The sequence below is a fragment of the Sandaracinobacteroides sayramensis genome, assembly GCF_022014495.1.
Lineage (GTDB): Bacteria > Pseudomonadota > Alphaproteobacteria > Sphingomonadales > Sphingomonadaceae > Sandaracinobacteroides > Sandaracinobacteroides sayramense.
This window is the reverse complement of sequence record NZ_JAKLSQ010000034.1, coordinates 44755-59078: the sequence shown is the minus strand read 5'-3', so window position 1 is coordinate 59078 and position 14324 is coordinate 44755. Positions and strand designations below refer to the sequence as shown.

Below are 14324 nucleotides of genomic sequence, written 5' to 3'. Positions count from 1 at the left end.
CGCGAAGCTGCGCGCGGGTCAGACTTGAAAGACGACCAATGACCAATTTTGAATCGCTGGGTCTTGCCCAGCCGCTCCTCATGGCGCTTGCCGAAGAGGGCTATGAAACCCCCACCCCGATCCAGCTACAGGCCATTCCGCCCGCGCTGGAAGGCAAGGATCTGCTGGGCATCGCTCAGACCGGCACCGGCAAGACGGCTGCCTTCGCGCTGCCGATCCTGCATTATCTGATCGGCAACCCGGCGCCGCGCAGGAAGATGGCGCCGCGCGTGCTGGTGCTGGCCCCCACGCGCGAACTGGCGACGCAGATCGCCGACAGCTTCCGCGCCTATGCCCGCTTCCAGAAGCTGACCATCCTGACGGTGTTCGGCGGCGTGCCGATCCCCCGGCAGGAAAAGCAGCTCGTGTCGGGCGCCGATGTGCTGGTCGCCACGCCCGGCCGCCTGCTCGACCTGGTGGACCGCCGCTCGCTCCTCCTAGATCAGGTGGAAGTGCTGGTGCTGGACGAGGCCGACCAGATGCTGGACCTCGGCTTCATCCACGCGCTGAAGCGCATCGCCCAGATCGTGCCGCGCCAGCGGCAGAGCCTGTTCTTCTCGGCCACCATGCCCAATTCGATTTCGGAACTGGCCGGCCGCTACCTGCGCAACCCGGTGAAGGTGGAAGTCACTCCGGTCGCCACCACGGCGGAAAAGATCCAGCAGTTCGTCACCCACCTCAACCAGGCGGAAAAGCAGGCGCTGCTGACGCTGACGCTGAAGAAGCCGGAATTCGCCAAATGCCTGGTCTTCACCCGCACCAAGCATGGCGCGGACCGGGTGGTGCGCCACCTGCAGGGCGCCGGCGTGCGCTCCGCCGCGATCCACGGCAACAAGAGCCAGCCGCAACGCGAACGCGCGCTCGACCAGTTCAAGCGCGGGGAAATCGGCGTGCTGGTGGCGACCGACATCGCCGCGCGCGGGATCGACATCGACGCCGTCTCCCACGTCATCAATTTCGAGCTTCCGAACGTGCCGGAGCAATATGTGCACCGCATCGGCCGCACCGCCCGCGCCGGCCGCGAGGGTGTGGCCGTCAGCTTCTGCGCGCCGGACGAGAAGCCCTATCTGAAGGACATCGAGAAGCTCACCCGCCAGAAGCTGGAACCGCTGCCGCTGCCGGCCAACTTCCTGAAGGAAGCGGAAAAGCTGCCGAAGCCGGTGCCGGTGCGCCCCGGGCAGGAACGCGAAGACCATGCCCGCTCGGGCGAGGTCGGCAGCCACCGCCACGCCCCGCGCTCGGCCGATGGCCGTCAGGGCGGCGGTCGCGGCGGGCAGCGCCGGCATGGCGGCGGCCCCCGCCGCGCCGGCGAAGGCCCCGCACGCGAAGGTCAGGCCCGCGAAGGCCAGTCGCGAGAAGGCCGGTCCGGAGAAGGTCGGGCGTCGCACGCGCATCCGATCGCCGGGCGCTCGCAAGCCGGCCGGCCGGCCGGCAAACCGCACCGTGGACGGGGCGGCGGCAATGGCGGGGGAAGGCCGGGGCGCGCGGGCGCCTGAGCCTTCCGGGAAAAGGCTGGCCGGCGATCGGGCGCGGGCGTAAGGCGTATCGCATGCGGATTCGCCCCCTCCTCCTCGCCCTGTCGCTGGTTTCGGCTCCGGCTCTGGCGCAAGCCTCGGGCTGGACACTGGAAACCGCTGGCGGTGTCGCCAGCCTCGCCCATGGCGAAGCGAGCAGCAATGGCGCCTTCCGTCTGGAATGCGCCGGCGGCAACAGCCTGCTGACGACCTGGGTTCGCCAGCCGCCGCGCAATCTTCAGGACGAGACGTTCGAAACCGGCGTCCGCGTCTTTCAGGGCAGCCGGGAACTGGTCTTCGCCGCCTCCGGCACCGCGAAGGCCGAAGGGCCGACCCGAATCGACACCCCCATCGCCGACCCGGCGGGCCTGCTGGAAGGCGCCCGCCGCAACGGTCGGCTGGTGGTCGTCACCTATGCCGGCCGCGCCACCGCCCCCGCGCCGGAGCAGGCGAAGATCGAAACCTTCCTCCTCGCCTGCAAGTCCCCGCAAGCGCCCGCCAATCAGCCGGGCTGAATCGGACTAATTTCAATTCGTCTCCCCGGGCTTGACCCGGGGAGACGGCGCTGGCCGATAACAATTGGCCCCGCAATCCGGCGCCCCGGCTCAGAAGCTCAGCCGCGCGCCCAGGCGGAAATCGCGGCCGGGCAGCGGCGCGAATTCCTTCAGGAAGCTCGAATGGCGGCGAGCTTCCACGTCGAAGATGTTGTTCACGCTGGCGATCAGCATGGTCGGGCTGTCCGCCCCGAACGGCTTCCAGCTTACCGAGGCGTTCACCATCGTCCAGCCAGGCGTCTCCGTCTCATACTCCGTCACCCGGTCCTGCTTCGTCGCATGCTCCACTTCCACCCGGCCGCCGATCGGGCCGCCGTCGGCCTCCAGCCCGGCGATGAAGCGCAGCGGCGGAATGCGCGGCGCGGCGCCCTTGCCGCCCAATATGTCGGCGCGCACGAAATCGACGAGCCCGGTCGCCTCCACCCGCGTCTCGCCCAGGTCGAACAGCGTCACGCGGCCTTCGGCCTCGAAGCCCCAGTGGCGGGCGCCGTCCTGGCTGTAGGCGAACACCGGCAGCTCATGCTCTTCCTCGCCGGTCGGGTTCAGATAGATGAAGTCGTAGAAGCGGTTGAAGAAGCCCGAGACTTCCAACCGCCAGCCCTCGCCCCGCCCGCGCAGCACGGCTTCGGCGCCCAGGCTGCGCTCCTTCTTCAGGTCCGGGTTGCCGATTTCGTAGGAGCGGGTGGCGGCATGCGCGCCGTTCGAGAACAGCTCCTCGGCCGCCGGCGCCCGCTCGGTATAGGCAAGGCTGCCGGAAATCCGGAAGGCATCGCCCAACGGCACCGAAACCCCGCCCGAGCCCGAGAAGGCGTTGAACCGCCGGTCGGCGTCGATCGGAGTCGAGCGCACGCGCGTATTCTCGTAGCGGGCGCCGACCTCCAGCTTCAGCCCGCCCAGATCCTTGCTCTGCACGGTGAACAGGCCCACCTGGTCGGTGATGTTCAGCGGCACGGTCGCTTCCTCGCCCTCGGCGCGGAACCGGCGGGAGACATACTGCACCCCGCTCGCCCCCTTCCAGCCGTCGCGGTCGCGCTGCACCAGTTCCAGCCGGCCTTCCAGCCCCTTGCTGAAGAAGCTGGTGCCGATCTCGCCCGTTTCCTCCACCTCGTCATGGCGATAGTCGGCGAAGCCGAAACGGAACTTCAGCGCCTCGAAGGCCCCGAACATCGGCACTTCGGCCCGCGCGTCCAGCCGGGTCTGGCGCATGTCGATTCGCACATTGTCGTGGCTGTGGCCTTCATGGTCATGATCATGCTCGTCGTCATGATCATGGTCGTCGTGATCGTCATGGCCGTCGTCATGCCCATGATGATGTTCGGCCAGCGTCAGCGTGCCGGGAATGCCGTAGTTGCTTTCCATCCGCGCGACGGAAACCCCGAAATTCCCCTTCTCGCCGATCCACGACAGGCCGCCGGCCACTTCCCATGTCCGGGAATCGGTGTTGGGCACGCGCCCCTTCGCCTGGGCCTTTTCCGCGACTTCGGCCGCCTCATGCTCTTCGGGGTGATGCTCCGCCTCATGCTCGGCGGCATGCTCGGCCTCCTCGCGCAACGCCTTGGAGAAGATATGCCCGCCCACGCGATAGTCGCCGGTCTTCAGGAAGCTGCCGTCGGCATGCGCCACCAGCCCGGACCTTCCCAGCGGCACATCGACGGAGCCGGCCACCCCGCGCTCCTTGGCGGCGGTGGCGAAATTGGCGGTCGCGTCGATATGGGCGAACTCCTCGGGGATTTCCCGGGCGATGCGCCGGTCGGTCACGTTCACCACGCCACCGATGGCGCTGGAGCCGAACAGCAGCGAGGCCGGGCCGCGCACGACCTCAACCCGGTCGGCGGTCAGCGGGTTGATCGCCACCGCATGGTCGGCCGAGACGTTGGAAACGTCGAAGCTGCCGATGCCGTCGGTCAGCACGCGCACCCGCTCGGAATCGAGGCCACGCAGGATCGGCCGCGACGCATTGGGGCCGAAGAAGCTGGAACTCACGCCCGGCTGGCGCGCCAGCGTCTCGCCGATGCTCGGCCGCGTGTCGCGCAACAGCGCCTCGCCGTCCAGCACGGCGACGGCCGTCGGCAGGGTGAAGCGCTCGCGCGCGAACGGCGCGGTCACCACGATGTCGGTGCCCAGATTGCCGTGCAGATCGTCCCGCGCGGGCGGCGCATCCTCGGCCTGCGCCGCGATCGGCGAAAAGGAGGCGGCCAGCAGCAGAAGGAAACGGGCAGACGACATATTCAGCTACTCCATCCGGCCTGCGACCGGCCGGCTTCAATTGATCGAGCGCCCGGAATTAGATGTTACAACATATCTATGCAAGCCCGGAAATGGCGGCCCGTCGCCAAAGCCACGGGCCGCCACAGTCGCCGTCTCAATTGTTGAAGCAAGCGACCGCTCCGCCGCCGGCACCGGACCCGAGTGGGTAGAAGGCCGGGGCCGCCACCGGCGGCGGAGCGTGTCATGGGCTCACCGGCGGTCGGACGCCGGCGGCGGGGGTTTCATCCCCGCGCAATCGTGACGCCTGCGGCCTCAGCCGTGGGCGCGCGCCCGATAGGTTTCGCGCATCTGGTCCAGCGGCACCAGTTGCCCGCGCGATTCGATGTGCCAGAAGGTCCAGCCGTTGCAGGAGGGAAGCCCCTGCACCGCCGCGCCCAGTTGATGGATGGAGCCGGCCCGGCCCACCTGCTGCCCGCCTTCCAGCGCCAGGCTGCCGTCGGCCCGCACCCGTGCCTTGTGGCGGCGCTGCCGGTCGGTCAGCATGGCGCCGGGGTTCAGCAGGCCGGTCTCGATCAGCTGCCCGAAGGCGACGCGCGGCGCGGCGCGGCTCTCGCCGGTGATCGCCCGGTCCTCGGGCGCCAGCGGCTTGACGGCGGCGATCCGCGCCTCGGCCACCCGGGCGTATTTCTCCTCGCGTTCGATGCCGATCCAGCGGCGGCCGAGCCTTTTCGCAACTGCCCCGGTCGTGCCCGAGCCAAAGAAGGGGTCCAGCACCAGATCGCCTTCATGGCTGGTCGCCAGCAGGATGCGGTGCAGCAGCGCTTCGGGCTTCTGCGTCGGGTGCGCCTTCACCCCGTCCACCTTCACCCGTTCCGAGCCGGAGCAGATCGGCAGCACCCAGTCCGAGCGCATCTGCAGATCCTCGTTCAGCGCCTTCATCGCCTTGTAGTTGAACGTCGGCCGCGCCTGCGGGCTCTTGGAGGCCCAGATCAGCGTCTCATGGGCGTTGGTGAAGCGCGTGCCCTTGAAATTCGGCATCGGGTTCGACTTGCGCCAGACGATGTCGTTCAGCACCCAGAAGCCGAGGTCCTGCAGGATCGTGCCGACGCGGAAGATATTGTGGTAGGTGCCGATCACCCAGAGGCCGCCATCCGGCTTCATCAGCCGCCGCGCCTCGGTCAGCCAGTCGCGGGTGAAACGGTCATAGTCGCCGAAGCTGCCGAAGCGGTCCCAACTGTCGGTCACCGCGTCCACATGGCTGCCGTCCGGGCGGGTCAGGTCACCGCCCAGTTGCAGATTGTAGGGCGGATCGGCGAAGATCAGGTCGACGCTCTCGTCCGGCAGCTTCGCCATTTCCGCGATGCTGTCGCCTCGCAAAAGTCTGTCGGCCATCAAGTCCCGAGCCACGCAAAATCCCCTGTCTCTTCGATGCCCTTAGGCTGGACTCTCAGGGATTCTCTCGTCAAGTCATGGCTTTATTGCAGAGTCCTTACAAAGCGACTCGGGCGTTCACGCCCTGTTCCAGCGGCACTAGATGCTGAGTCCACGGAATCCCGCCAGCCACCAGATGTCGCGGCTGTTGCCCAAAAGACTCAGCCCGGAATCTTCGGAAAATAATTTTTGACCGGCGCGAAGGAGCGTCGGTGGTGTGGCGTCGGCCCAAGCCGCTGCAAGGCCTCCAGATGCGCTGCCGAACCATAGCCCTTGTTGCTGGCCCAGCCATATCCCGGGAAGGCCCGGTCCAGCGCTCGCATCTGCCGGTCGCGCGCCACTTTCGCGGCGATCGCAGCGGCGGCGATACAGGCGACCGTCGCATCGCCCTTGACGATGGCGCGGGCCGGAAAAGCGAGTCCCGGCAAGAGGTTGCCATCCACCAGCACCATAGACGGCGCCCCCAGTTCCGCGGCCAGCGCCGCGACCGCGCGCGCCATCGCCAGATGGCTGGCGCGCAGGATGTTCAGCTCGTCGATTTCAGCCACCGAAGCCTCGGCGACGGCCACATGGCGAAGCCCCGCCGCGATCGCTTCGCGGCGCTTTTCCGGCACCTTTTTCGAATCACCCAGCCCGGCCGGCACCGAATCGGAAAACAGGCAGGCGGCAGCCGCCACAACCGGCCCGGCCAGCGGCCCGCGCCCCACTTCGTCGACGCCGAAAACGAGGCCGGAAAAATCCGCCTCGATGCCCCATTGCAGCCCGCTCACAGCAGGGCGAAATTATGCCCCAGCGGGCCATGCCCCCGGCCCAGCCCCGGCGCCGCCGCCAGCGCCGCCTGCAGATAGGCCCGCCCGCGTTCCACCGCCACCGCCAGCGGCAGGCCGGCACCAAGCCCGGTGGCGATGGCGCTCGCCAGCGTGCAGCCGGTGCCATGGGTGTGCGGGGTGGACATGCGCGGCGCCTCGAAGCGCTGCTCCCCGCGCCGGGTCACCAGCCAGTCGACGACGATCCCGCCCGTCAGATGCCCGCCCTTCGCCAGCACGGCGGCCGGGCTCTGGGCGGCCAGTTCCTGCGCCGCCAGCAGCATGTCGGCCTCGTCGGCCACCTGCGTGTCCGTCAGCACCGAAAGCTCGGGCACATTGGGGGTGATCAGCGTGGCGCGCGGCAGCAGCAGCCGCATCAGCGCTTCCACCGCCTCGTCGGCCAGCAACTGCCCACCACCCTTCGCCACCATCACCGGGTCCAGCACGATGGGGCCTTGAAACCCCTCCAACGCCTGCGCGACGGCCTCGACGATGGCACCGTCGCCCAGCATGCCGATCTTCACCGCGTCGGCGCCGATATCCTCCAGCACGGCGCGGATCTGCCCGGATACGATCTCCGGCGGCACCGCATGCACGGCCGAGACCCCCAGCGTGTTCTGCACGGTAATCGCCGTCACCGCCGTCATCGCATAGCCGCCGAGCATGGTGACGGTCTTGATATCGGCCTGAATGCCAGCGCCGCCGCCCGAATCCGAACCGGCGACAATCAGCACCCGCGGCAGGGAATCGGCCGCCATCAGGCGGCCTTCGCCACGGCGTCGCACACCGAATCGACGCTGTTCGCCACCAGCGCCTGGTCCCGCCCTTCGGCCATCACCCGGATCAGCGGCTCCGTGCCCGACTTGCGCACCAGCAGCCGGCCCTTGCCCTGGAGCGCCTTCTCGGCGTCGGCGATGGCCTGCTTCACCCCCGCCGTTTCCAGCACCTTCGGCTCGGCGCGGACATTCTTCAGCAACTGCGGCCAGGCTTCGAAGCGGTTCAGCACCTCGCTCGCCGGCCGGCCGTCAGCCACCAGCACCGCCAGCACCTGCAAGGCCGCCAGCAGCCCGTCGCCGGTCGTCGCATGGTCGGAGAGGATGATATGCCCCGACTGCTCGCCGCCGACATTGCAGCCCAGCCGGCGCATCGCCTCCAGCACATGCCGGTCGCCGACGCTGGTGCGGACCATGCCGATCCCCAGTGCCTCCAGATATTTCTCCAGCCCCATGTTGGACATGACGGTGGTCACCAGCGAGCCGCCCTTCAGCGTGCCGGCCTGCCCCTGCGAAAAGGCGATCAGCGCCATGATCTGGTCGCCGTCCACCACCCGCCCCTTTTCGTCGACGATGATCAGCCGGTCGGCGTCGCCGTCCAGCGCCAGCCCGATATGGGCGCCGGCCTCCAGCACCTTCGCCGCCAGCGCCTCCGGGTGGGTCGAGCCGACCTTGTCGTTGATGTTGGTGCCGTTGGGGGCGACTCCGATGCTCGTCAGTTCCGCGCCAAGCTCCCACAGCACTTCGGGCGCCACGCGATAGGCCGCGCCATGGGCGCAATCCAGCGCCACCTTCAGCCCGTCCAGCCGCAGCCCCTCGGGAAAGCTCGACTTCACCGCATGGATATAGCGCCCGCTCGCATCCTCGATGCGCCGCGCCCGGCCGATGGCGGCGCCTTCGGCCAGCGGCACGCCGCCCTCCACCAGCCCCTCGATCACCTCTTCCTGCGCGTCGGAAAGCTTGTAGCCGTCCGGCCCGAACAGCTTGATTCCATTGTCGTGGAAGGGGTTGTGGCTGGCCGACAGCATCACGCCGAGGTCGGCGCGCAGCTCGCGCGTCAGCAGCGCCACCGCCGGAGTCGGCATCGGCCCCACCTGCACCACATCCATGCCGACGCTGGTGAAGCCCGCCGTCAGCGCCTGCTCCAGCATGTAGCCGGAAAGCCGCGTGTCCTTGCCGATCAGCACCCGGTGCTTGCGGTTGCCGCGCAGCGCCAGATGCCCGGCCGCCTGCCCCACCTTCATGGCCAGTTCCGGGGTCATCTTCGGGCCGTTGGCCGGGCCGCGAATGCCATCGGTTCCGAAATAACGCTTTGCCATCGCCGCCTCGCTTCCTACTTGGAGCCCGGCAATAAGCGCTCGCACAGGATGGAGGCAAGAATGGAACGGCGAAAGCTGGGCACGCTGGAAGTTTCGGCAATTGGTCTGGGCTGCATGGGAATGGCCGGGGTATCGGGCATGAAGGCGATGTATGGCCCGGTCGACCGGGCGGAGGCGATCGCCACCATCCACCGCGCCCTCGACCTCGGAATCGACTTCCTCGACACGGCGGAAATCTACGGCCCCTACGCGAACGAGGAGCTGGTGGGCGAAGCGCTGGAAGGCCGGCGCGACCGGGCGACCATCGCCACGAAGTTCGGCTTCGAGATCGTCGACGGCCGCTCGGTCGGCACCGACAGCCGGCCGGACAATATCCGCGCCGTCTGCGAAGCCTCGCTGAAGCGGCTGAAAACCGACCGGATCGACCTTTTCTACCAGCACCGCGTCGACCCGAACGTGCCGATCGAGGATGTCGTCGGCACGCTCGCCGAGCTGAAGCGCGAAGGCAAGATCCGCGCCATCGGCCTTTCCGAAACCGGCCCGGAAACGCTCCGCCGCGCGCACGCCACCCATCCCATCGACGCGCTGCAAAGCGAATGGTCGCTGTGGGAACGCACCGTCGAGGAGGACATCATCCCCGTGGTGCGCGAACTCGGGATCGGCTTCGTGCCCTATTCCCCGCTCGGCCGCGGCTTCCTGACCGGCCAGGTGAAGCGCGCCGAAGAGCTGCCCGACAGCGACTATCGCAAGACCGATCCGCGCTATGCCGGCGCCAATTTTGACGCCAATCTGAAGGCGGTGGAAGCGGTGAAGGCCGTCGCCGACCGGCATGGCGCCACTCCGGCGCAGGTGGCGCTCGCCTGGCTGCTGGCGCAGGGGCCGGACGTGGTGCCGATCCCCGGCTCCAAGCGCCGCGTGACGCTGGAGGACAACGCCGGCGCGCCAAAGCTGAAGCTGACCGCCGACGATCTCGCCGCGCTCGACAAGGCCGCCCCCATCGGCGCCACCTCGGGCGAGCGCTACGGCAGCGCTTCCATGCGCCGCATGGTCCGGCTCTGAAACGCCCCTGCCCGCGCCGCCACGGCGCGGGCAGGCAAGACCGAATCTGCCAAATTCTGCGATCTATTCGCAACTAAGTTGCAAGGTTGACGCGCCTTGCGCCGCGCGCGAAAGGCGCGGCCGAAAGGATTCTCCATGTCGTTCGACAAGTCGAAGCTGCCCAGCCGCCATGTCTCCGTCGGCCCCTCGAAGGCGCCGCACCGCAGCTATTATTACGCCATGGGCCTCAGCGAAGAGGATATCGCCAAGCCCTTCGTCGCCGTCGCCTCGGCCGGAAACGACTCGGCGCCCTGCAACACCACGCTCGACGAGCAGGCGGATTTCGCCCGCGAAGGGGTGATCGAGGCCGGCGGCATGCCGCGCCGCTTCAACACCATCACCGTGACGGACGGCATCGCCATGGGCCATCAGGGGATGAAATCCTCGCTCGTCAGCCGCGAGGTGATCGCCGACTCGGTCGAGCTTTCGGTGCGCGGCCATTGCTACGACGCGATCGTCGGCTTCGCCGGCTGCGACAAGTCGCTGCCCGGCATGATGATGGCCATGCTGCGCCTCAACGTGCCCTCCATCTTCGTCTATGGCGGCTCGATCCTGCCGGGCCGCTTCCACGGCAAGGACGTGACCGTCGTCGATGTGTTCGAGGCCGTGGGCCAGCACGCCGCCGGCACCTGCCCGCTCTCCGAGCTGATCGCGCTGGAAAAGGTCGCCTGCCCCGGCCACGGCGCCTGCGGCGGGCAATATACCGCCAACACCATGGCCGGAGTCGCCGAGGCCATCGGCCTGTCGCTGCCCAACAGCAACATGGCCCCCGCCCCCTACGGCAGCCGCGAGGAAGTCGCCCGCGACGCCGGCCGCGCGGTGATGGCCCTCCTCGAAAAGAACATCCGCCCGCGCGACATCTGCACCCGGAAGGCGTTCGAGAACGCCGCCCGCGTCGTCGCCGCCACCGGCGGCTCCACCAACGCCGCGCTGCACCTGCCGGCGATGGCCAACGAAGTCGGGATAGACTTCACCCTCTTCGACGTCGCCGAGATCTTCAGGACCACGCCCTACATCGCCGACCTGAAGCCCGCCGGCCGTTACGTCGCCAAGGACATGTACGAGGCCGGCGGCATCTACATGGCGATGAAGACGCTGCTGGAAGGCGGCTTCCTGCACGGCGACTGCCTGACCGTCACCGGCCGGACCATCGCCGAGAACCTCGAAGCCGTCCGCTGGAACGCGGATCAGGACGTCATCCGCCCCGTCTCCAACCCGCTAACCCCCACCGGCGGAGTCATCGGCCTGAAAGGCAGCCTCGCCCCGGATGGCGCCATCGTGAAGGTCGCCGGCCTGCACAAGCTCGTCTTCGAAGGCCCGGCGCGCGTCTTCGACTGCGAGGAAGAGGCGTTCGACGCGGTCGAGAAGCGGCAGTATGAAAAGGGCGAAGTGCTCGTCATCCGCTACGAAGGCCCCAAGGGCGGCCCCGGCATGCGCGAGATGCTGGCCACCACCGCCGCCCTCTACGGCCAGGGCATGGGCGAGCATGTCGCCCTCATCACCGACGGCCGCTTCTCCGGCGCCACGCGCGGCTTCTGCATCGGCCACGTCGGCCCCGAAGCCGCCGACTGCGGCCCCATCGCCCTCATCGAAAACGGCGACATCATCCGCATAGACGCCAGCGAAGGCACCATCGACCTGAAGGTGGACGAAGCCACCCTAGCCGCCCGCAAGGCCAAATGGCAGCCGCGCACCAACGACTACCAGTCCGGCGCCCTCTACCGCTACAGCCAAACCGTCGGCCCCGCCCACCAGGGCGCCGTAACCCACCCCGGCGCGAAAGCCGAACGGCACGTCTACGCGGATATCTGAGGGATAACGCCAGGGGGCTTTGCCCCCTGGACCCCCAGCAGGAGGGTGACCCTCCTGCACCTCCATAAGTTTGCAGAAGAGCCCCCCGAAAGCCGACGTGCGTGCACAGCCGCCAGTCCCGGGGGGCTCTTCTGCAAACTTCAGGGGGTCAAGGGGCGTCACGCCCCTTGCGGGGTGCAGGGGCAGAGCCCCTGCGTTCTCCTCAGATATCCGCGCAGCCTTGCCGTTCAGTCTTCGCGGGCGATTTCGGCGGCGCGGAGGATGGCGGCTTCCACGCGGGGGTAGGTGCCGCAGCGGCAGATGTTGCGCAGGGTGGCGCGGATCTGGGCGCGGCTGGGGCTGGGGTTGGCTTTCAGCAGGGCGGCGGCGGCCATGATCATGCCGGACTGGCAAAAGCCGCATTGCGGCACCTGCTGCTCCAGCCAGGCGCGCTGGACGGGGTGGGCGCGGTCGTCGGAGAGGCCTTCGATGGTGGTCACGAAAGTGCCTTCGATGGCGCCGATGCTGACGCGGCAACTGGGCTGGGCGTTGCCGTCTATGTGGACGATGCAGGCGCCGCACTCGCCGTCGTCGCAGCCATATTTGCTGCCGGTCAGGTTGGAGGCGTCGCGCAGCGCCCAGAGGAGAGGGGTATCGGGCGCGAGCTCATATTCTACGGGGTTGCCGTTCACGGTGAAGCGGGTCATGCGGGCTCGATACAAGAGGGCGACTGAGGAGGGAAGCGAAGCGTCATGGCCTATACCACCATCGACTACAGCGTCAGCGACCATGTGGCGCATGTGCGGCTCAACCGGCCGCAGGCGCTGAACACGATGAACAAGGAGTTCTGGGACGAGATCCCGGCGGTTTTCGCCGGGATCGACTCCGACCCTTCGGTCCGGGCGGTGGTGGTGTCCTCCACCGGCAAGCATTTCACCGCCGGGCTGGACCTCAACTGGGCGGGTTCGTCATTGCAGAATCGCTCGGAGGACGCCGGCCGCGCGCGGGAGCAGTTCCGCCGGCATGTGCTGCATCTGCAGGAGACGTTCAACGCGGTGGACCGCTGCCGGGTGCCGGTGATCGCCGCCGTGCAGGGCGGCTGCATCGGCGGCGGCGTCGATTTCGTGACGGCGTGCGACATCCGCGTGGGCTCGGCGGACTGCTTCTTCACCATCCAGGAAATCAACATCGCCATCGTCGCCGATGTCGGCACATTGCAGCGAATCCCGCACCTTCTGCCGCAGGGGCTGATCCGCGAGCTGGCCTACACCGGCCGCCGCTGGGGCGCGGAGGAGGCGAAGGCGCAGGGATTCCTGAACCGCGTCTTCGAAGGCCATGACGAGACGGTGGAGGGCGCGCTGGAGCTGGCGCGCGAGATCGCCGCGAAAAGCCCGCTGGCGATCGCCGGGGTGAAGCAGGTGCTGAACGCCGGGCGGGACATGAGCATCGCGCAGGGGCTGGAATATGTCGCCACCTGGAACGCGGCGATGCTGCAGGGCGAGGACATGCAGCGCGCGGTGATGGCGCAACTGCAGAAAAGCAAAGCCGAATTCGCCGATCTTGGCGCCTGAGGCCGCTATCTCTTCTGCCTTTAGGGCCAGCGCAAGCTTGTCGTGGCGGCATGTGTTGAGTAGAGCCGCCAGTATCAATAGGAATCCTGGGACAAGGAAAAGGGGAATGACAAAGGGTTGGGCCGCAGGCCTGAAGGGCCTCGCCATTGCCGCGACGCTGGCTTTCGCCGGCACATCGATGGCGCAGGAAGCCGCGCCTGCCGCCGTGGCGCCGGCCGTTGCCGCTGCGCCGGCGGCGGTTGTCGCGCCCGTAGTCGCGCCCGTAGTCGCTGACGCGGCGGCCACGCATGCGGCGGCCCAGTCCGACGCGCTGGCGGGCTACAGCCGGATGGCCCCCACCCCCGGAATCGGCCAGCCCGTGCCGCGCGGCATCGCCATACAGGAGCAGTTCACCCCGATCGGCCAGGAAGCACAGGTTCTGCTGGAGAATATCCTGAACCCGATCATCGGCGTGATTTCGGTGTTCGTGCTGGGTCTGCTGCTGTGGGTGGTCTTCCGCTACCGCTCGGCGGCGGTGGAAACGCCCAGCACCACCACGCACAATTTCACCATCGAGGTGATCTGGACGCTGGTCCCCGCGCTAATCCTCCTCTTCATCGCCTTCCCCAGCTTCAAGCTGCTCGCCAATCAATACAGCCCGCCCAAGGCCGACGTCACGGTGAAGGTGACCGGCTATCAATGGTATTGGGGCTATGAATATCCCGACTATGGCGGGATCAGCTTCGATTCGGTGCCGCTTTCGAAGGAAGAGGCGGAAAAGGCCGGCGAGCCCTATCTGCTGGAAGTCGACAACCGCCTCGTCGTCCCCGCCGGCAAGACGGTGAAGGTGCTGGTCACCGCCGCCGACGTGCTGCACAGCTTCGCCATCCCCAGCTTCTGGGTGAAGATGGACGCCGTGCCCGGCCGCATCAACGAAACCTGGTTCAAGGTGGACCGCCCCGGCGTCTATTATGGCCAGTGTTCGGAACTGTGCGGCACCAAGCACGGCTTCATGCCGATCGCCATCGAGGTCCTCTCCGAGGAAGACTTCAAGCGCTGGGTGCGGCTGAAGCAGCAGCAGGACGGAATCGAGCCGACCGGCCCGGGAATCGCCGCCGAGCAGGTGGCCCTGACTCCGGCGGCCGTCGCCGGCGCCGTCCGCGCCGCGGTCGCCCCCGCCCCTGCAATCACGACCGAAGCGCCCGCCGCCGCCCCCGCGGCCGAGCCGGCGGCCTGAGAAG

At 68.1% G+C, this 14324-nt stretch carries 12 protein-coding genes; 6 read left to right on the top strand and 6 right to left on the bottom strand.

The genetic code is table 11. The annotated features are described in order from the left end of the window. Positions 1 to 38: 38 nt before the first annotated feature. Together L6Q21_RS17490 and L6Q21_RS17485 are read left to right on the top strand one after the other, a co-directional pair. The gene (locus tag L6Q21_RS17490) at positions 39 to 1535 is read left to right on the top strand and encodes a DEAD/DEAH box helicase (protein ID WP_237832043.1); all 1497 of its coding nucleotides are present in this window, start codon (positions 39 to 41) and stop codon (positions 1533 to 1535) included. 53 nt (positions 1536 to 1588) lie between these two features. Next, a complete protein-coding gene (locus L6Q21_RS17485) occupies positions 1589 to 2068 on the top strand; it encodes a hypothetical protein (RefSeq protein WP_237832042.1) in 480 nt (159 codons plus the stop codon). Positions 2069 to 2158: 90 nt separating this feature from the next. Here L6Q21_RS17485 and L6Q21_RS17480 read toward each other — a convergent pair whose 3' ends face one another. The 5 genes from L6Q21_RS17480 to glmM all read right to left on the bottom strand — a co-directional run bounded on the left by L6Q21_RS17480 (position 2159) and on the right by glmM (position 8644). After that, positions 2159 to 4333, bottom strand: coding sequence for a TonB-dependent receptor (locus L6Q21_RS17480; protein WP_237832041.1), 2175 nt, complete (start codon positions 4331 to 4333; stop codon positions 2159 to 2161). Between the two features lie 294 nt (positions 4334 to 4627). Beyond that, a complete protein-coding gene (locus L6Q21_RS17475) occupies positions 4628 to 5707 on the bottom strand; it encodes a site-specific DNA-methyltransferase (RefSeq protein WP_237832040.1) in 1080 nt (359 codons plus the stop codon). Positions 5708 to 5907: 200 nt separating this feature from the next. Beyond that, on the bottom strand, positions 5908 to 6516 hold the full coding sequence (locus L6Q21_RS17470; RefSeq protein WP_237832039.1) for a ribonuclease HII: 609 nt from the start codon (positions 6514 to 6516) through the stop codon (positions 5908 to 5910). Next, entirely contained in the window at positions 6513 to 7310 is a 798-nt protein-coding gene (thiD, locus tag L6Q21_RS17465; protein ID WP_237832038.1) for a bifunctional hydroxymethylpyrimidine kinase/phosphomethylpyrimidine kinase, read from the bottom strand. Before thiD ends, L6Q21_RS17470 begins: the two co-directional genes overlap by 4 nt. Next, positions 7310 to 8644 (bottom strand): phosphoglucosamine mutase, encoded by a 1335-nt coding sequence (glmM, locus tag L6Q21_RS17460; protein WP_237832037.1) that lies wholly within the window; start codon positions 8642 to 8644, stop codon positions 7310 to 7312. The genes thiD and glmM overlap by 1 nt, the downstream gene beginning before the upstream one ends. A gap of 60 nt (positions 8645 to 8704) precedes the next feature. On the opposite strand from glmM, the gene L6Q21_RS17455 reads away from it, so the two are divergent. Both L6Q21_RS17455 and ilvD read left to right on the top strand, forming a co-directional pair. Continuing rightward, positions 8705 to 9703, top strand: a complete 999-nt coding sequence (locus tag L6Q21_RS17455) for an aldo/keto reductase (RefSeq protein ID WP_237832036.1) — start codon at positions 8705 to 8707, stop codon at positions 9701 to 9703. Positions 9704 to 9838: 135 nt separating this feature from the next. Further along, on the top strand, positions 9839 to 11554 hold the full coding sequence (gene ilvD / locus L6Q21_RS17450) for a dihydroxy-acid dehydratase (RefSeq protein ID WP_237832035.1): 1716 nt from the start codon (positions 9839 to 9841) through the stop codon (positions 11552 to 11554). A 227-nt stretch (positions 11555 to 11781) separates the two neighbouring features. Here ilvD and L6Q21_RS17445 read toward each other — a convergent pair whose 3' ends face one another. Beyond that, positions 11782 to 12240: a (2Fe-2S)-binding protein gene (locus L6Q21_RS17445; protein WP_237832034.1), complete on the bottom strand. Its 459-nt coding sequence runs from the start codon at positions 12238 to 12240 to the stop codon at positions 11782 to 11784. 45 nt (positions 12241 to 12285) lie between these two features. On the opposite strand from L6Q21_RS17445, the gene L6Q21_RS17440 reads away from it, so the two are divergent. Both L6Q21_RS17440 and coxB read left to right on the top strand, forming a co-directional pair. Further along, a complete protein-coding gene (locus tag L6Q21_RS17440; protein ID WP_237832033.1) occupies positions 12286 to 13104 on the top strand; it encodes a crotonase/enoyl-CoA hydratase family protein in 819 nt (272 codons plus the stop codon). A gap of 106 nt (positions 13105 to 13210) precedes the next feature. Beyond that, on the top strand, positions 13211 to 14320 hold the full coding sequence (gene coxB, locus L6Q21_RS17435) for a cytochrome c oxidase subunit II (RefSeq protein WP_237832032.1): 1110 nt from the start codon (positions 13211 to 13213) through the stop codon (positions 14318 to 14320). Positions 14321 to 14324: the final 4 nt, after the last annotated feature.